General features: G+C 70.3%; 15 protein-coding genes. 10 read left to right on the top strand and 5 right to left on the bottom strand.

The annotated features are described in order from the left end of the window. The 3 genes from M3B01_RS07105 to M3B01_RS07095 form a co-directional block, all read left to right on the top strand. On the top strand, positions 1 to 678 hold a 678-nt coding region (locus M3B01_RS07105), incomplete at its 5' end, for a class F sortase (RefSeq protein WP_259790605.1). A gap of 88 nt (positions 679 to 766) precedes the next feature. After that, positions 767 to 1,300 (top strand): RNA polymerase sigma factor, encoded by a 534-nt coding sequence (locus M3B01_RS07100; RefSeq protein ID WP_259790602.1) that lies wholly within the window; start codon positions 767 to 769, stop codon positions 1,298 to 1,300. Beyond that, on the top strand, positions 1,293 to 2,147 hold the full coding sequence (locus M3B01_RS07095) for an anti-sigma factor (RefSeq protein WP_259790599.1): 855 nt from the start codon (positions 1,293 to 1,295) through the stop codon (positions 2,145 to 2,147). Before M3B01_RS07100 ends, M3B01_RS07095 begins: the two co-directional genes overlap by 8 nt. A gap of 40 nt (positions 2,148 to 2,187) precedes the next feature. Here M3B01_RS07095 and M3B01_RS07090 read toward each other — a convergent pair whose 3' ends face one another. The 5 genes from M3B01_RS07090 to M3B01_RS07070 form a co-directional block, all read right to left on the bottom strand. Further along, complete coding sequence (locus tag M3B01_RS07090) at positions 2,188 to 3,315, bottom strand: glycosyltransferase (RefSeq protein ID WP_259790597.1); 1,128 nt, start codon at positions 3,313 to 3,315, stop codon at positions 2,188 to 2,190. 10 nt (positions 3,316 to 3,325) lie between these two features. After that, a complete protein-coding gene (locus M3B01_RS07085) occupies positions 3,326 to 4,474 on the bottom strand; it encodes an NAD-dependent epimerase/dehydratase family protein (RefSeq protein ID WP_259790595.1) in 1,149 nt (382 codons plus the stop codon). Between the two features lie 500 nt (positions 4,475 to 4,974). After that, complete coding sequence (locus M3B01_RS07080) at positions 4,975 to 8,190, bottom strand: glycoside hydrolase family 38 C-terminal domain-containing protein (RefSeq protein WP_259790593.1); 3,216 nt, start codon at positions 8,188 to 8,190, stop codon at positions 4,975 to 4,977. A 163-nt stretch (positions 8,191 to 8,353) separates the two neighbouring features. Beyond that, entirely contained in the window at positions 8,354 to 9,166 is an 813-nt protein-coding gene (locus M3B01_RS07075) for a serine hydrolase (protein WP_259790591.1), read from the bottom strand. 25 nt (positions 9,167 to 9,191) lie between these two features. Further along, a complete protein-coding gene (locus tag M3B01_RS07070) occupies positions 9,192 to 10,034 on the bottom strand; it encodes a serine hydrolase domain-containing protein (protein WP_396123344.1) in 843 nt (280 codons plus the stop codon). Between the two features lie 174 nt (positions 10,035 to 10,208). Here M3B01_RS07070 and M3B01_RS07065 point away from each other — a divergent pair, with 174 nt between their 5' ends. From M3B01_RS07065 to M3B01_RS07035, 7 genes are all read left to right on the top strand, one after another. Next, a complete protein-coding gene (locus M3B01_RS07065) occupies positions 10,209 to 10,982 on the top strand; it encodes a L,D-transpeptidase family protein (protein ID WP_259790587.1) in 774 nt (257 codons plus the stop codon). A 227-nt stretch (positions 10,983 to 11,209) separates the two neighbouring features. Continuing rightward, positions 11,210 to 11,923, top strand: a complete 714-nt coding sequence (locus M3B01_RS07060; protein WP_259790584.1) for a DUF3662 and FHA domain-containing protein — start codon at positions 11,210 to 11,212, stop codon at positions 11,921 to 11,923. 7 nt (positions 11,924 to 11,930) lie between these two features. Continuing rightward, entirely contained in the window at positions 11,931 to 12,440 is a 510-nt protein-coding gene (locus tag M3B01_RS07055; protein WP_259790582.1) for an FHA domain-containing protein, read from the top strand. After that, positions 12,437 to 13,834 (top strand): PP2C family serine/threonine-protein phosphatase, encoded by a 1,398-nt coding sequence (locus M3B01_RS07050; protein WP_259790579.1) that lies wholly within the window; start codon positions 12,437 to 12,439, stop codon positions 13,832 to 13,834. The genes M3B01_RS07055 and M3B01_RS07050 overlap by 4 nt, the downstream gene beginning before the upstream one ends. Continuing rightward, the gene (locus M3B01_RS07045; RefSeq protein ID WP_259790576.1) at positions 13,834 to 15,213 is read left to right on the top strand and encodes an FtsW/RodA/SpoVE family cell cycle protein; all 1,380 of its coding nucleotides are present in this window, start codon (positions 13,834 to 13,836) and stop codon (positions 15,211 to 15,213) included. The genes M3B01_RS07050 and M3B01_RS07045 overlap by 1 nt, the downstream gene beginning before the upstream one ends. Beyond that, positions 15,210 to 16,655: a penicillin-binding protein 2 gene (locus tag M3B01_RS07040; RefSeq protein ID WP_259790574.1), complete on the top strand. Its 1,446-nt coding sequence runs from the start codon at positions 15,210 to 15,212 to the stop codon at positions 16,653 to 16,655. The genes M3B01_RS07045 and M3B01_RS07040 overlap by 4 nt, the downstream gene beginning before the upstream one ends. Continuing rightward, a complete protein-coding gene (locus M3B01_RS07035; protein ID WP_259790571.1) occupies positions 16,652 to 18,148 on the top strand; it encodes a serine/threonine-protein kinase in 1,497 nt (498 codons plus the stop codon). Before M3B01_RS07040 ends, M3B01_RS07035 begins: the two co-directional genes overlap by 4 nt. Positions 18,149 to 18,151: the final 3 nt, after the last annotated feature.

The following is an 18,151-nucleotide window of genomic DNA, read 5'->3' as shown; positions in this document are numbered from 1 at the left end:
GCAGGGCTCGCCCTGATGGCGGGGATGGTGCTGCTGAGCGCCGGCTGCGCCCCACGGACCGAAGCCACCGAGACCCCGGGCCTTGAACCGACGGCTCCGGGTGTACGACCCGCCGTCGCTGCTCCGGTCGATCCGACCACCAGTCCCCAAGCCCCCACCGCCTCCGAGGCCACGACGACGGCCCCGACGGTTCCGATCGTCTCCACCACCACCGCTGCCGCCCGCAAGACACCAGAGCCGGTGAGCATCACCGTCCCCATCCTGGACGCGTCCCTCCCGGTCGAACCCACCGGGGTGCGCGCCGACGGCCAGATGGACATCCCCGAGGACGCGGCGATCGCCGCCTGGTACCGGTTCGGTGCTGCCCCCGGTGACCTGCAGGGCGACACCGTCATCGCGGCGCATGTCGGTTCGGTGCAGACCCCCGTCGGACCACTCGCCCGGCTGACGGACGTACGCGCCGGCGACGAGATCGTGGTGACCGACAGCGCAGGCGAACCCCACGCCTATCGGGCGGTCTCCGTGGAACGCGCCCCCAAGGACGGGCTGGGCCTCACCCCGTACTTCTCCCGCACCGGTCCGCAGCGCCTGGTGCTCATCACCTGCGGCGGCCGATGGCTCCCCGACCGCGGCCACTACGAGGACAACATCATCCTGGTCGCCGACGTCTCAGCGTGACCGCGTACCCTGTCCCACCAGCCCGACCACACACCCGCCGGCCGCCAGCGGCGATCATCGCCCGTCAGGACCACCCGAGGAGGAGCACTTGGACGCACAGTCGCTGCCGCAGCGCTTCGCCGCAGGTGACCCGGAGGCCATGGCCGAGGTGTACGCGGAGCACGGTCGCCTGGTCCACTCGCTGTGCCTGGGAGCCCTGCGGCATCGACAGGATGCCGAGGACGCCACCCAACAGGTCTTCACCCGTGCCTGGCGGACACGGGACACCTACGATCCCGCCCGGCCGCTGGGCGGATGGCTGACAGGGATCACCCGCCGGGTCATCGCCGACGCCCTGGCCGCTCGCGACCGGCAGCGCCGATCAGCGACGGCGGAGAGTACGTCCCTGGAACCGACGGCACCGGGAGGTCTCGCAGAGGATCTGGTGGACAGGGTGATCGTCCATGAGGCGCTCGAGCAGCTGGGCCCACCCCAGGATGAGATCCTGAGGATGGCGTTCGTCCAGGACCTGCCCCAGCGGCAGATCGCCGAGCGGCTGGACCTTCCGCTCGGAACCGTCAAGTCCCATATCCACCGGGGACTGGCCCGATTGCGCAGAAGCTTGGAGGTGCACGATGTCTGAGCGGTCCGACCACCCACGCCACGGCGACATCGGCCCCGGCGGCCGCGCCGACGGAACCCACCCGGACGAACTGCAGCTCACCGCGCTCGCCATCGGCGAGGAGGACGCATCCGTCCTCGCGCACGTCGGATCCTGCGCCGCCTGCCAGCAGGTCCTGGACTCCACCCGCCGCACTGTCGCCGCTCTGGAGGCCCCCGACCCGCTCCAGGCACCACCGCCGGAGCTGTGGGACCGTATCGCGGCCGACATCGATGCGGACGGCGATACGGACACCGACAGGGACAAGGACAGGGGCACCGTTAGGCACAGCGACAGGCACAGCGATATCGATGCCGGCTCCCGCACCTCCGTGATCGAGTTGCAGCCGCGCAGGCGCCGCTGGTTCGTGCCCGCCGCCGCGGCTGTCGCCGGACTGGTCATCGGCGCCACCGCCGTCGGGCTCGGCGGGCCGCTGCTGAGCCCGGGGCAGCAGCCCGTGGATCCACCGACCACGCCGCCACCCGTGGTCCTCGGCGACGCCCAGCTGGAGCCGGTGGCGTCCTCGGACCTCACCGGTCAGGCCGAACTGGTGCGTCATGCCGACGGATCGATGGAGCTGATCCTGGACGTGTCCTCCACCCCGGACCCCTCCGACGGGTACCTCGAGGTGTGGCTGCGCGACCAGGACGCCACTCGACTGATCTCCCTGGGGACCGTCACCCCCACCACTACCAGCGTCATGGTCCCTGAGGGGATCGACCTGGCGCAGTACCCGGTGCTGGACGTGTCCCACGAGCACTTCGACGGCGATCCGAGCCACAGCGGTGACACCCTCGCCGCGGGCCCGCTGCGACCGACCGAGGAGTGACCGCACCGGAAGACGGTGCTCCCGGCTGCCGGGACAGGGCTCAGACTCGGGGGCCGTGCTCCTCGATCGCCATCTCGTAGTAGCGCAGCAGGTCGTCCGAGGCGTTCTCCCAGGAGAACTGCTCGGCCTCGGCCCGGGCTGCGGTGCGGATCCGGGAGCGCAGGTCCGTATCGGCCAAACGCTCCAGTGCCCGGTCCAGGCTGGCCTCGTCACCGGAGTCGAACAGCAGGCCGTTCTCCCCGTCGGTGACCTGCTCCAGCGTGGGCCCGGAGCGGGCTGCCACCACCGGCAGGCCCGAGGCCATGCCCTCCAGGATCACCAGGCCCAGGGTCTCCGTGACCGAGGGGAACACGAAGGCATCCGCACTGGCGAAGGCACTGGCCAGCTCCTCGCCCTCCATGAACCCGGGGAACACGGTGGAAGTGCCGGCGAACATCTGCTCGAGCTCACCGCGGAACGGGCCGTCGCCCACGATCGCCAGGGCCACGTCGTCGCGCCGGTTCATCAAAGGCCGCAGCCTGTGGATCTCCTTCTCCGCAGCGAGCCTGCCCACGAACACCAGCAGCTTCTTCTCCGGATGCCCCTGGGTGAGCCTCTCCCGCATCTGTCGGGAGGCGAAGCGAGGGTGGAAGGTGTCGGTGTCCACCCCGCGGCGCACCACGTGCAGGTTGTGGATGCCCTGCTCCGTGAGCTCCTGCTTCATGGTCTCGGAGGTCGCGAGGTTGACGTCCGCCAGCGCGTGGTTGCGCTTGATCTGCCACCACACGGGCCGCTTGCCCCACGACCACGCCCGGTACAGGTCCAGGTAGCGCGGCAGGTGCGTGTGGTAGCTGGCCACCAGGGGGATGCGCTGCCGCTTGGCGGCGTAGGCGCCGGAGGAGGCCAGCAGCAGCGGCTGGGCGGCATGGACCACGTCAGGGTGGAAGCCGCGGATGATGCCGTCGACATTGGGGCTGGGCAGAGTGAAGCGCCGGTGCTTGTAGAACGGCAGCGTGACCGGCCGGATACCCACCACCCGGGCCCCGTGGTGCTCGGTGACTCCCAGGTCAGGAGCCACCACCATCACCTCGTGGCCCAGGTCGGTGAACCGTTCGACGGCGTGGCGGAGCCTTGTCACCACGCCGTCGACGGACGGCAGGAACGTCTCCGTGACGATCGCGATCTTCACGGACTCGCGGTCACTTCCAGGTGACGGTAGGCAGCACCAGCTCGCGCTTGACGCGATCGGTGTTGTTCTGGGCGATCTTCAGCACCTCGGTGAGGTGCTCGTCGGTCAGCAGGTGCGGCTCCAGGCCCAGGTCCAGCAGGTTGGTGTTGACCGCGTTGTAGTAGTGGTCGTACTTCTCCACACGCGGGTTCTCGAGGTGGTCGATCGCCACCTCGGTGCCCAGGTCCTTGGCGACCTTCTGCACCTTCTCGGCCAGCTCCTGCACGGAGAACTGCTCGGTGAACTGGTTGAACACCCGGAACTCACCGCGGTCGGCGGGGTTCTCGCAGGCGATCTCGATGCAGCGCACGGTGTCCTGGATGTTCAGGTAGCCGCGGGTCTGCGAGCCGTTACCGTACACGGTCAGGTCGTGGCCGATGGCGGCCTGGATGATGAACCGGTTCAGGGCCGTGCCGAACACGGCGTCGTAGTCGAAGCGGTTGACCAGGCGCGGGTCCAGGCGCGTCTCCTCGGTCTCCAGGCCGTAGACGACGCCCTGGTTGAGGTCGGTGGCGCGGATGCCCCAGATGCGGCAGGCGAACATGATGTTGTCGCTGTCGTGCACCTTGGTGAGGTGGTAGAACGAGCCGGGCTGCTTGGGGAACGGCAGGCGGTCCTTGCGGCCCTTGTGCTCGATCTCGATCCAGCCCTCCTCGATGTCGATGTTGGGCTGGCCGTACTCGCCCATGGTGCCCAGCTTCACCAGGTGGCAGTCGGGGGCGTAGTCCTTGATCGCCCACAGCACGTTGAGGGTGCCCTCGACGTTGTTGCGGTGGTTCTCGATCGCGTGCTCGCGGTCGATCATCGAGTAGGGGGCGCTGCGGTGCTCCGCGAAGTGCACGAAGGCCTCGGGCTGCAGCTCCTGGAACAGGCCGGAGACGGTCTCGTAGTCGGTGAGGTCGCCGATCTTCACGGCGATGTCCTTGCCGGAGACCTCCTTCCATGCCGCCACCCGCTCCTCGAGCGGCAGGATCGGGGTGACCGAGTTCGAGCCCAGCTCGTCGTCGATCTCACGGCGTACCAGGTTGTCCACGATCGTGACCTCGTGCCCCTTCTGGGAGAGGTACAGGGCAGTGGGCCAACCGCAGAATCCGTCTCCGCCGGCGACGACGATCTTCATCTCTCGAGTCCTCCAAGGGGTCGCGTCCGGCCCGGTGCATGCACATGGCCAGAATGGGGTGAACTGTGTGCCTGCTCCTAACGTATCTGGTCACCGTGCATCCAGGTGGGAGCAGGCTCAAAGAGGACCGAAGCGCAGGTGAACAGCCGAAGAACAAGCAGTGGCCAGCGGTGCAGCGCCAGTCACGCACGGGCCATGCGACGCCCGCACCAGCACCAGCACCAGCACCAGCACCAGCACCAGGCATGCCGGCTTTGCCCTGCTTCGCAAACTGCGGGACGAAATCAGCGCCTACGGACCGGTAAGGACGTTCACGCCTCACATACGTCCCACCAGCAGTCACACCCCGCCTGAACGAATGCGATGAGGATGAGCGGGCCTGGACAGCAGTCACGCCCCGCCTGCACAGGAATGTAGACGGGGCGTGCGGCGCGAGAAGGCGACCAGCCGGGCAGGGCCGCACAGCCCCAACAGGACTGCAAAGCCCCAGCGCGGACGGATCAGCCCTGGCGGGAGATGCGCAGCGTCTTTATCTCGAACGGACGGAAGTTCAGCCCGACCGCGCCCTTCTGGTCGGCGTCACCGCCCTCCCCGCGCTCGAACGCGGAGCGGAAGGCCGGGGCGTGCTCGTCGAAGGGGCGCTCTAACAGGTCCACCACGGCGACCTCGCCACCGGCGAGCGCCTCGTCGAGCATCACCGAGGCGACCGCTCTCGCGCCCTCGGACTCGTACAGGCGCACCACCAGGTCACCGGAGCGATCCTCGGCCAGCTTCACCGTCTCCACCAGCACGTTGGGCACATCCACGCTGACCAGCGGAGCGGCGATCGCCCGCGCCGCGGCGGCGGGAGCGTACCGCTCGGGCAGGTTGATCCGGTAGCCCTCCTCGACGGCCTCGCGCACCCCGGCGCCCGGGCGCACCGACACCCGCATGGTGTACTGGCCGTGGTCGGCCCTCGGATCGGGGTACTCGGGGGCCCGCACCAGGGTGAGGCGCGCGGTGGTGGTGGTGCCGCCGTCGTCCTCACGGACGGTGCGCAGCACATCGTGCCCGTAGGTGGAGTCGTTGGCGATCGCCACGCCGTAGTCCCCCTCGGCCACGTGCACCCAGCGGTGCGCGCAGGTCTCGAAGCGGGCGAAGTCCCAGCTGGTGTTCACCGGGACCGGTCGGTCCACGTGGCCGAACTGGATCTCGCTGCTCATCGAGGCGGCGCGCACGTCCAGGGGGAAGGCGAGCTTGAGGGCCTTCTTGCGCTCCTTCCAGTCCAGGTCGTTGACGATCTCCAGGGCCGTGTCGCCGGGGCGCAGCACGAAGGTCTTCACGATGGTGGAGCCCGCACCGGTCACGCCCCGGGTCTCGGCGCTGCCGGCATCCTCGGCCAGCGCCGTGCTGTAGGTGTAGGCCACCCGCACTCCGCCGTCGTCCTCACGGACCTGCACGTCGGTGGGTGCATCGAGGTCCCGCACCACGTGGCGGTAGAACTCGTCGATGTCCCAGGCGTCCCAGGCGTTGGGCGTGTCGCGGTGCAGCTGGAGCAGGGCGCCGCGGGCGCCGGGGGCGATGGACTCGCGCCCGGTGGCCCGGTCCTGCAGCGAGACGAGGGAGCCGGAGGCGTCCAGCACGGCCCGCAGGGACTCGTTCTCCACGGTGATCCGGTCGCCCTCGCGGACCACCACCACGGCCTCCTGCGCGGTCTCCACAGATCCTGCACCGTAGGCGGGCACGCCGCGACGGGCCACGGGTGCGGTGTTCACCAGCACCTGCCCGGCGCCCTCGCCCTCACGGGTCGGGCCGTCGACGGCGCGGTCGGGGTCGTCGGCCTCATCGGCGGCGGTCACCAGGGCCTCGGGGGCCGACGCATCGACCGTCGCGCCACCCAGTGCCGCCAGGGCCTCCTCGATGATCGCGCCGGCCCGCTCGGCGATCGCGGCATGGCTGCGCTCGGCGTCCCGGTGCACCCAGGCGATCGAGGAGCCCGGGAGGATGTCGTGGAACTGGTTCAGCAGCGCGTCCTCCCACATGGCCTCGAGCTGGTCATGGGGGTACTCGTGGCCCGTGCGGATCGCGGCCAGGGAGGCCAGGAACTCCGCCTCGTGCAGGAGGTGCTCACTGCGGCGGTTGCCCTGCTTGGTGCCGGGCTGGGCGGAGAAGGTGCCGCGGTGCAGCTCGAGGTACAGCTCGCCGTTCCAAACCGGGGCGTCGGGGTACTCGTCACGGGCCCGCTCGAAGAACTCCTGCGAGCTGCCGAACTCGACCTTCGGGGAGCCCTCGAGGTCAGCGGCGCGACGACCGGCGGCCATCATCTCGCGGGTGGGCCCGCCGCCGCCGTCGCCCCAGCCGAACAGGTCGATGCCGATGCTGGAGCGGCCCTTCTCCTTGAAGTTGCGCTCGAAGTAGGCCAGCTCCTCCCCCGAGAGCATGCCGTTGTAGGTGTCGGCCGGCGGGAAGTGGGTGAACACACTGGTGCCGTCGATCCCCTCCCAGCGGAAGGTGTGGTGGGGGAAGGTGTTGATCTGGTTCCAGGAGACCTTCTGGGTCAGGAAGAACTCGTGGCCGGCCAGGGCCGTGATCTGGGGCAGGGCCGCGGAGTAGCCGAAGGAGTCCGGCAGCCATGTCTCGCGGGTCTCCACCCCGAAGTTCTCCAGGAAGAAGCGCTTGCCGGCGATGAACTGACGGGCCATCGCCTCGGAGCCGGGCATGTTGGTGTCCGACTCCACCCACATGCCGCCCACCGGCATGAAGCGACCCTCGGCCACGCGCTCCTGGATGCGGGCGAACAGCTCGGGATAGCGGTCCTTGAGCCACTTGTACTGCTGAGCCGAGGAGGCGGAGAAGGTGATGTCGGGGTCGTTCTCGATCAGGGTGCACACGTTGGAGAAGGTGCGCGCTACCTTCCGCACCGTCTCGCGCACGGGCCACAGCCACGCCGAGTCGATGTGGGCGTGGCCGGTGGCCAGCACCGTCAGCGCGGAACTGCTGGCCGGTGAGTCCAGGGCCGGGCGCAGCACCTCCCGGGCCAGCTGGGCGGTGCCGGGCATGTCGTCCGGGTCGGCCGCATCGCAGGCCGCCTCCAGGGCGCGCAGGATCTCGTGGCGCCGCTGGCTCTTCTCCGGCAGGGAGACCATCAGGCCGCCGAGGGCGCGGAAGTCCTCGGCCAGTTCCCAGATCTGCACGTCCCGGCGGGCCAGGTGCAGCTCCTTGATCCGGTAGAGCTCCTCATCGGGGATGGTCGCGGGATCGCCCAGGGGCGTGGGGGCGAAGGCCCAGCCGCCGGAAACCATGGGGTTGGCGGCGCACTCGAGGTAGTAGTCGAGCTGCTCGCCGGGCTGGACCGGGAGGTAGCGGTTGTAGGGGTTGATCGCCTTGACCGGCACCCCGTCGGGGGTGAACACCAGCGCCTCGGCCTGGAAGCCGGGCTGGCCGGTGAAGTCGAGGTCCACGATCAGCTCGCAGGCGGAGGTGCCGTCCTCGGCCCACTCGGCCGGGACGGTGCCGGTGACGTGCAGCCAGGTGGTGGACCAGGCGCGGCCCAGGCGGGCGCCCAGCTCGATCGGCTCGTACTGCTGGGCGATGGCCTCGCGCGACGGGATCGGCTCCCCGGGGACGCGGTAGACGGAGATCTGCACCTCCGCCTGCTCCTGGTAGATCTTCGCGGCCAGGTTGTCCTGGGCGAAGCGGCGGATCCGGGACTCGGTGAGTTCCCTGTCGTCGAACATGGAGGGGCTCCTCGGGGCGGCGCAGCACCGCTGGGTCGTTGTGGGCTTCCGGACCATCGAGCCTACCCAGGGGGTGAGGCCCGCGTCACGGGGTGCAGGCCATGCTAAAGCGTTTCAGTGATCGGCGCACCCACCCGCTGGCATCGGCGACAGCGGTGGCGGCTCAGGCGCGTCCGTGCTCGGCCAGCACCGCGTCCGACAGCTGCGGCATCACGCGGCGGTGGGCATCGCAGAAGTCGTGGGAAGTGCCCGCCACCAGGGCCAGGTCAGCCACGGGGTCCACCCAGAACGCACTGCCGCGCATGCCGAAGTGGCCGAAGGTCTGCTCGCTGTTGTGAGCGCCGGTCCAGTGCGGGCTCTTGGTTCCGCGCACCTCGACGCCCAGCCCGAAGGGATTGGGGGTCTGCTTGCCGAAGCCGGGCATGATGCCCACCAGCTCCGGAAGCTGAGGGGTGGTCATCTGCCGATGCCACTCCGGCTCCAGCAGGGTGGGGCGCAGCATCTCGGCAGCGAACAGCGAGAGGTCCTCGAGCGTTCCCATGGCACCCACCGAGGCCGAGCCGGTCCACTCCAGGTGGTCCATCCCCAGCGGCCCGGCCACCCGCTCCGCCACCCAGTCCCCGAAGTCGCGGCGAACGGCGCGCTCCACGTGGCGGGACGCCTCGTCGATCCCGTAGTTGGAGTAGTGGCGCCGCTGGCCCGGGGGCTGGAGGGTGGTGGGTGATTCGTAGGTGCAGCCGGAGGCATGGGTGAGCAGGTGGCGCAGCGTGGAGCCCGGGGGGCCGGCCTCGTCGTCGAGGTGCACCCGCCCCTCCTGCAGGGCGATCGTGCAGGCCAGTCCGGTCACCGTCTTGGTGACCGAGCGCCAGGCCCGCACCAGCCGAAGGTCGCCGCGCTGGGCACGGACGCCCTCGGGGCCCAGCACCACTGCCGCGGCCTCGAAGCCGAACTCGTCCAGCAGGTCCAGCGCGCTCATCGGAGCACCCTCGGCCGGGCCGGCATCATGTCCCCTGGCCGAAGCGCTCCAGGACCGCGTCGGTGAGCGCGGGCCAGTTCTCCTGGTGGACGGCACCGAACGGCTCCTCCCCCAGGAAGGCTGCGGTCAGGGAACGCGCCGGGTCCACCCACAGGAAGGAGCCGGACTGGCCGAAGTGGCCGAAGGTCTGCGGGGAGGATCCTTTCCCCGTCCAGTGCGGCTGCTTGTCCCCGCGGATCTCGAAGCCGAGCCCCCAGTCGTTGTTCTTCTGCCTGCCGTAGCCGGGCAGGACGCCGGAGAGCCCCGGGAACTGCACGGTGGTGGCCTCGCGCCACAGCGCCTCCGGGATCAGGGTGGGCTCCAGCAGCTCGCGCCCCACGGCCAGCAGGTCGCGGATGCTGGCGCGGTACCCGGCCGCGGGACTGCCCTCGACGTCCAGGTCGGTCAGCTCCAGGCCCTGGACGACCGTCTGCTCGATCCATTCCGGGTAGTCGTACCCGGTGGCCTGCTCGACGTGGGCGGCGAGCACCTCGAAGCCGGTGTTGGAGTAGATGCGGCGCGCCCCGGGCTTGGACAGGACGTCCTCCCCCTCGAAGCCGTACCCGGCGGTATGGGCCAGCAGGTGTCGCACGGTGGCACCCTCAGGACCGGCGGGCTCGTCGAGGTCCACCAGGCCGCGGTCCACGGCCATCAGTGCGCCCAGCGCCGCGATCGGCTTGGAGACACTGGCCAGAGGGAAGACCGCACGCTCGTCGCCCTGGGTGTGGACAGTGCCGTCAGGGTCGCTCACCCCTAAGGCGACGGGGAAGTCGAAGGCGTCGGTGGGGATCTCGTCGGTGGCCACGCGCCCAGGATCCCATACCGCGATCCCGGTGATCGGAGCTCCCCCTCCCCACCCGGCTGACCTGCGTCGATGAGAGCGATCCGCACCGCTCACAGATTCTTCAATTTTATCTCTTGTTTACTCTTACTTGGGTAGTCCATGATGTCCATGCGGCGACCCCGCCGCCCCAAGGGATGCACATCACTCACAGGGGGAAGAATGTACGGCTTCACCATCGACGCCACGCCGGGACCGCTCGACGCCGCGGACGGACCGCCCATGGAGGTGCGGGACTCCGGGCTCCTCTCACCATCGCGGCGAAGCCTGCTGCTGGGGACGGGTGCGCTCACCCTGGGGGCGGCCCTGGCCGCCGGGGCCTCGCCCGCAAGCGCGGCGCCCGTGCTGCGCAAGGGATCCCGCGGCAGCGCCGTGACGGCACTCCAACGGGACCTCACCAACCTGAAGTACTGGCTGGGCACCGTCGACGGCAGCTTCGGCCACCTCACCCAGCAGGCGGTCTACGCGATCCAGAAGGCTGCCGGGCTGACCCGCGACGGCGTGGTGGGGCCCCGCACCTACGATGCGATCCGGCGCAAGGTGCAGCCCAGGCGCCGCATCACCAGCGGGACAGGCTTCGAGGTCAGCAAGAAATCCCAGCTGCTCATCGCCACCTCCGAGGGGAGGCTCTCCTACATCCTGAACACATCCACAGGCAGCGGGGAGCGCTACTACTCCGGGGGCCGGTGGAAGACGGCCACCACACCCACCGGCGACTTCCGGATGTACAGCCTGTACAGCCGGGGCTGGCAGAGCGGCCCGCTGGGGAACCTGTACCGTCCCGGCTATTACGACCGCGGCTGGGCCATCCATGGGTCGGGCAGCATCCCTCCCTACCCCGCCTCCCACGGCTGCTCCAGGATCTCCACCGCCGCCAGCGACATGCTGTGGACCAACAGCTGGTTCACCAAGAACAGGCGCGTGCTCATCTACTGATCGCACCCCCGGCGGAATCCTCCCGGTGCCGCGAGGGGGCCCGGCGCAGTGATGACGCTGCTGCCGGGCCCCTCCTCCTTTCTTTACCAGACCTGCACGAACCCCTTGCTGCTCCCGACCGTGCGCACCCCGTCGCCAGGGCCGCGTCGCGATACGATCGACCCGTTCACGAGGAAGCATGCTCCGCCGACCGGCGGTAGCGGGAGGCACGAGAGCGAAGGACCGCCGTGGGGATCTTGGATCGCATCGAGCGCACCCTGGACAGGGGCGTGACGAGCGTGTTCTCGCAGGGGCGGGGGCAGCTCAAGCCGCTGGACCTGGCCCAGGGCCTCAAGCGCGAGTGCGACGACCAGATCCAGGTGCTCGACCGCACGCGCACGCTGGCGCCGAACGTGTACAGCGTCTACCTCCACTCCGAGGACTTCGAGCGCTTCGCTTCCTGGCAGGACACCCTGGTCGAGGAGCTCGAGCGGGTGATCATCGAGCACGCCGACAAGCAGCGCTACATGTTCGTGGGCGGGGTGAGCGTGACGCTGGAGAACGACGACGAGGTGCGCCCCGGCCGCTTCGAGACCGAGTCCCGCACCGAGCGGGGCAACGCCGCGCCCGCCACCGATGCCGCCCAGTCCGGCTCCGCCGGTCATCCTCTGGTCGAGATCGACGGCCAGCAGTACCTGCTGACCGGCTCCGTCACCGTGATCGGCCGGGGCGGCGACGCCGACATCATCCTCGAGGACACGGGGGTCTCCCGTCACCACCTCGAGCTGCGCACCGAGGAGGACGGCACCCTGATCGCCACCGACCTCGGCTCGACCAACGGCACCTTCGTGGACGGCGAGCGGATCCGCACCCCCGTGGCCCTCCAGGACCGCTCCCTGGTCACGATCGGACGTACCCGACTGACCGTGCTGCGTCCCGACGCGGGCCCCTCCACGTGGTGAGCGGCGCATGAGCGAACTGACCATCGTCGCCCTGCGCCTGGGCTTCGTGCTGGCGCTGTGGGTGTTCGTGATCGCGGTGCTGCTGGTGCTGCGCAACGACCTGTTCGGCACCACCGTCGTCACCCGCTCCAGCAAGAACCCTCGGCGCGAGCAGCGACCCTCCGCCGATCCCGCGAACCCGGCGAACGTGGGCGCCATGCGCACCGATCCCACGGTCACCGTCACCTCCCTGGTGGTCACCGCCGGGCCCCTGCGCGGGACGTCCCTCACCCTGGGCTCCACACCCGTCCTCATCGGCCGTGCCCCCGAGTGCACCCTGGTGCTGGACGACGACTACGCCTCCAACCGGCACGCCCGCGTGTTCCAGCGCGATGGCGAGTGGATGGTGGAGGATCTGGGATCCACCAATGGCACGCTCGTGTCGGACCGTCGGATCGAGGGGGCCGTGGCCTTCCGACCCGGCGCCCAGGTGCGGATCGGCCGCACCGAGATCGAACTGAGACGAGGCCCGCGATGACCATCGCACTGCGGTACGCCGCCCGCTCGGACGTGGGCCTCGTGCGCTCGAACAACCAGGACTCCGGTTATGCCGGCAGCCACCTGCTGGCCGTGGCCGACGGCATGGGCGGGCATGCGGGAGGCGACGTCGCCTCCTCCGTGGCCATCGGCCGCCTGATGCGGCTGGACAGCGAGACCCCCGCCTCCGACATGGTCGCCGCCCTCGAGCAGACGGTGCTGGACGCCAACCAGGAGATCCTGCGGCGCGCCCGCGACGAACCGCAGCTGGCGGGCCTGGGCACCACCATCACCGCGCTGCTGCGCACCGAGGGCAAGTTCGCCCTCGCCCACATCGGGGACTCCCGCGCGTACCTACTGCGCGATGGCGAGACCACGCAGGTCACCAAGGACCACACCTTCGTGCAGCGACTGCTGGACGAGGGCAGGCTCACCGAGGAAGAGGCCGAGCGCCACCCCCAGCGCTCCGTGCTGATGCGGGTGCTGGGCGATGTCGACGCCGATCCCGAGCTCGACCTCTCCCTTCGTCCCGCCCACGTGGGCGACCGTTGGATGCTGTGCTCCGACGGCCTGTCCGGCCTGGTCTCCCTGGAGACCATCGGCCGCACGATGCAGGAGATCGAGGATCCGGACGAGTGCGCCGACGCCCTGGTGCAGATGGCGCTCAAGGGCGGCGGGCCGGACAACATCACCTGCATCATCGCCGATGTGCTGGACCTGGACCGGCTCCCGCGCGGCGTGGAGCCACCGTCCACCGCACCGCAGATCGTCGGGTCCGCGGCCCGCACCCGCCACCAGCCCACGGCCGCCTCCGGGCCCGCCGCGAAGGCCGCCGCGCTCACGCGAGGCGAGGCGGAGGCCCCCTACGCCGACGAGGACTTCTCCGAGGAGGAGCCCCCTCGTCGCAGCCCCTGGCCGGCCCTGGTGACCCTGGCGCTGCTGCTGGCCGTGGTGGCCGGAGCCCTGTGGTCGGCCTATGCCTGGTCGCAGAAGCAGTTCTTCGTGGGCACCGACGGCACCCACGTGGTGATCTACCAGGGGCTCGCCCAGGACCTGGGCCCGATCCCGCTGTCCAGCCCCGTCGAGGTGACGGACATCGAGCTGGAGCAGCTGCCGCCGATCATGCGCGACCAGGTGCAGCGCACCATCTCCACGCCGGACCGGGACGCGGCCGAGGAAGTCGTGATGCGCCTGCAGAACGCCGCCGAGCTCAACGCCCCCACCACCCCTCCCACCGGGACGGAGGAGCCCACCGAGACCGACAGCACCACCGGCACGCCCGACGGCGGGGCCTCTCCCTCCGAGCCCGCAGAGGAGGCTCCCGGCGGCGTCGAGCCCCTTCCCGAGCGGCCGGAGCGCACTGCCACGCCTCCGGACGAGGGCGAGCCGAGCTGATGGCGACCATCGTCTCGTACACCGCTCGGCCCCGCCGCCTCACCCAGGCACTGCTGCTGGCCTTCGCGGTGTCGGTGGGGGTGACGGCCTATGCCCTGGTGGGGCTGGGCCGTTTCGAGGAGCTGCCCGCCGACCTGATGCAGGTGGGCATCGGCGCCGCGGTCGTGGCCGTGCTGCTGCAGATCGCGGTGATGTGGCGCGCCCCGTACGCGGACCCCACCATCCTGCCGATCGTGGTGCTGCTGAACATGCTCGGGGTGGCGGTGATCGCCAGCATCGACTCCGCCAACACCCTGTACGGGCCGCGGGCCACCGCGATGGCGGACCGCCAGATGATCTGGTCGGTGCTCGGGGCTGCGCTGTGCATCGGCGTGCTGGTGGCGCTGCGCGATCACCGCTGGTTGCGCCGCTACACCTGGATCTTCGCGCTCACCGGGGCACTGCTGCTGCTGATGCCGCTGGTGCCGGGCCTGGGCAGCGAGCGCAACGGCTCCCGCATCTGGATCTCCATCGCCGGCAACAGCTTCCAGCCCGCCGAGCTCGCCAAGATCGCCTTCGCCGTCTTCTTCGCCGGCTACCTGGTGGCCCGCCGTGACACGCTGGCCCTGGCCGGGCCGAAGGTGCTGGGCATCCACCTGCCGCGCTGGTCGGACTTCGGACCGATCCTGGTGGCCTGGGGATTCGCGATGGCCGTGCTGGTGTTCCAGACGGACCTGGGCACCTCCCTGATGTTCTTCGGCCTGTTCGTGGTGATGCTGTACGTGGCCACGGACCGTCTGAGCTGGCTGGTGATCGGCGCGGTGATGTTCCTGCCGCCGGCGGTGTTCGCCGCCATCCAGATGGGGCACGTGCGCCGGCGCATCGACTGCTGGCTGGATCCGCTCTCGCGGGAGAACTTCGATGCCTGCGGTCAGGTCAACGCCGGCTTGTTCGGCCTGGCCAACGGCGGAATCACGGGTGCCGGCCTGGGCGACGGACGCCCGAACGTCGTCCCCCACGCGGAGTCCGACTTCATCTACACCTCCCTGGCGGAGGAGCTGGGCCTGGTGGGGGCCTTCGCCGTGCTGCTGCTGTACCTGCTGCTGGTGCAGCGCGCGATGCGCGCGGCCGTGGGCATCTCCGACGGCTTCGGCACCCTCCTGGCCGGCGGCCTGGGCTTCGTGATCGCCCTGCAGGTGTTCGTGGTGGTCGGCGGCATCACCCGGGTGATCCCGCTGACGGGCCTGACCCTGCCGTTCCTGGCAGCCGGGGGCAGCTCCCTTGTGTGCAACTGGATCATCGCCGGGATCCTGGTGCGGCTCTCGGATGCGGCCCGCCGTCCTGCGGCGCGCCAGGTCTCCGGCTCCACCACCGTCTCCCCCGCGGAGGTGATGGCGTGAACAAGCCGCTGCGTCACGTATGGCTCGTGGTGGGGATGCTGTTCCTGCTGCTGTTCACCTCCACCACCTACTTCCAGGTGGTGGCCCAGGGCCGTCTCAACGCCGATGGCCGCAACGCTCGCACCATCTACAACGAGTTCGGACGCCATCGCGGACCGATCGTGGTGGACGGCACCGCGATCGCCAGCTCGCAGGAGTCCGGCGACACCTACGGCTACCTGCGCACCTACGATCCCGGTGCCATGTACGCCCCGGTCACGGGCTACTACTCGGTGATCTACGGCTTCTCCGGGATCGAACGCGCGCTGAACGACACCCTCTCCGGTGACGCCGACGCCCTGTTCTACCAGCGCATCTCCGACATCCTGTCCGGGGAGCAGGGGCAGGGCGCCACGGTCGAGCTCACCCTGGACTCCCGGGCACAGCAGGTGGCCTGGGACGCCCTGGGCGATCAGCGCGGCGCCGTGGTGGCACTGGACCCCAGCACCGGCGCGGTGCTGGCCATGGTCTCCACCCCCAGCTACGACCCCAACCTCCTGGCCAGCCACAGCTCCTCTGAAGTGCAGGCCGCGTGGACGGCGCTGAACGAGGATCCTGCGCGACCCCTGACCAACCGGGCCACCGGCGGCGACCTGTACCCGCCCGGCTCTGTCTTCAAGCTGGTGGTGGCGGCCTCCGCACTGGACTCGGGGAAGTACACGCCGGAGACGGTGATCCCCGGTCCCGGCACCTACCAGCTGCCGAACTCCTCCTCCGTCATGAACAACCGCGCCGGTGGCGACCAGACCCCGTGCGGCCCGGACGACTCCTCCACCCTCACCGACGCCCTGCGGCAGTCCTGCAACACCTCCTTCGCCCTGCTGGGGCAGGAGCTGGGCGAGGACCAGCTGCGGGCCACCGCGGAGCAGTTCGGCTTCGGGCAGCGGATGGAGATACCACTGGCGGTGACCGCCTCGACGATGGGCACCGATCTGGACGGCGCCCAGCTGGCCACCACCTCGATCGGCCAGTACGAGACCCGCGTGACCCCGTTGCAGATGGCGATGGTGGCCTCCGCCTTCGCCAATGACGGCGTGGTGATGGAACCGCAGCTCGTGCAGTCCGTGCGCACCTCGGACCTGTCCTCGATCGCCGAGCTCACCCCGCGTGAGGTGGGCCAGCCGCTGAGCGCCTCGAACGCCTCCGAGATGCGCGGGATGATGATCGAGACGGTCGAGAACGGCACGGGCAGCGCAGCCCGGATCGAGGGCGCCGAGGTGGGCGGCAAGACGGGCACCGCCCAGTGGGGCGAGGGACGCGCACCCCACTCATGGTTCGTCGGGTACGCGCAGATGGGCGATCGCGAGGTCGCCGTCGCCGTGCTCGTCGAGGAGGGCGGGTACGGATCGCGGGTGGCTGCCCCGATCGCGAAGGAAGTCATGGAAGCGGTGATCTGGCGATGAAGACCAAGCAGGGCCTCGTCCTGGAGGGACGCTACGAGCTCGACTCCCTCATCGCCACCGGCGGCATGGGCGAGGTGTGGAAGGGCCACGACCAGGAACTGGACCGGCAGGTGGCCGTGAAGGTGCTGCGCGAGGAGTACGCCGGCGACGACGGCTTCCTCAAACGCTTCCGGGCCGAGGCGCGGCACACCGCCGCCCTCTCCCACGATGCGATCGCAGGGCTCTACGACTACGGCGAGCTGGACGGGCGTGCCTACATCGTGATGGAGCTGTGCCCGGGCAGGCCGCTGTCGGACATCATCGAGGAGAACCCGGGCGGGCTGCCGGAGCACCGGGTGATCCCCGTGCTGATCACCCTGGCGCGCGCCCTGGACGCCGCCCACGCCAAGGGCGTGGTGCACCGCGACGTGAAGCCCGAGAACGTGCTGGTGGACGAGAGCGACGACTGGTCGATGAAGATCACCGACTTCGGCATCGCCCGCAGTTCCGACCAGGCACGACTGACCAAGACCGGCCTGGTGATGGGAACCGCCCAGTACCTCTCCCCCGAGCAGGCGATGGGCAAGCAGGCCACCTCGCTCTCGGACATCTACGCCCTGGGGATCGTGGCCTACGAGATGCTGGCCGGGCACCGCCCGTTCACCGGCTCGAGCCAGGTCGAGATAGCGATGGCGCAGGTGAAGCAGCAACCGCCGGAGCTGCCCTCGCACATCCATCCGGATCTGCAGCGGCTGGTGATGATGACGCTGGCGAAGGCCCCCGCGAACCGGCCACGCTCGGCCGCTGCCGTGGCCCGGATCCTGGAGGCCATCCAGCGCGGAGCCGTACCGCGCTTCACCACCGGGGCCATCCCCACCCTCACCGCCGACCCGGCGGGCGCCGGAGGCTCGGGCGCCGCCGAGCGCTCCGCCGGATCGCCCGGCAGCGCCTCCCCCACGGGTACCCGCACGGCCGCGATGCCGCTGCCGATGTCGGGCCGCGGCCGGGGCGTGCGGCACCGTTCGGGGCCGTCGGCCCGCTCGGCCGCCTCCGGCCCCTCGGCGCTGTCGGCGTCCTCGGCGTCCACGGCTCCCCGACCCTCCTCGCGCTCCGAGCTCCCCCAGCCCGGTGGATCTGCAGTGCCCGGCGGGGCCGCGGTGCCTGCGGGGGCCGCCGCGCAGGGCGGGGAGGCAACGGGCCCGGCCCCGCGCGAGAGCGGCCGGGACGGTCATGACGGCCATGACCGTCGCTACGACGTCGTGGACACCGGGACCTCCGAGCGCACCGTGCGGGGCACCACCACCGGGGCCCGGATCGGTCCGCTGTCGGTGCCGGGGCTGGTGCTGCTGCTCCTGCTGATCGCGGTGATCGCGCTGGCCGTCGCCGGCGGGATGGGATGGCTACCGCTCGGTTCGGCCGGTGCCCCCCGAGGAGCGGCAGAGGGGCTGGAGTCAGCGCGTACCATGATCGAATCGGTCGTTGTCGGCCACGGCACGAGGGCGGTTTGGCATTGAGTG

The organism is Brachybacterium sp. p3-SID957, from assembly GCF_025144775.1.
Lineage (GTDB): Bacteria > Actinomycetota > Actinomycetes > Actinomycetales > Dermabacteraceae > Brachybacterium > Brachybacterium epidermidis.
Note: the sequence above shows the minus strand (reverse complement) of the source record. Positions and strands in the feature narration are given on the sequence as shown.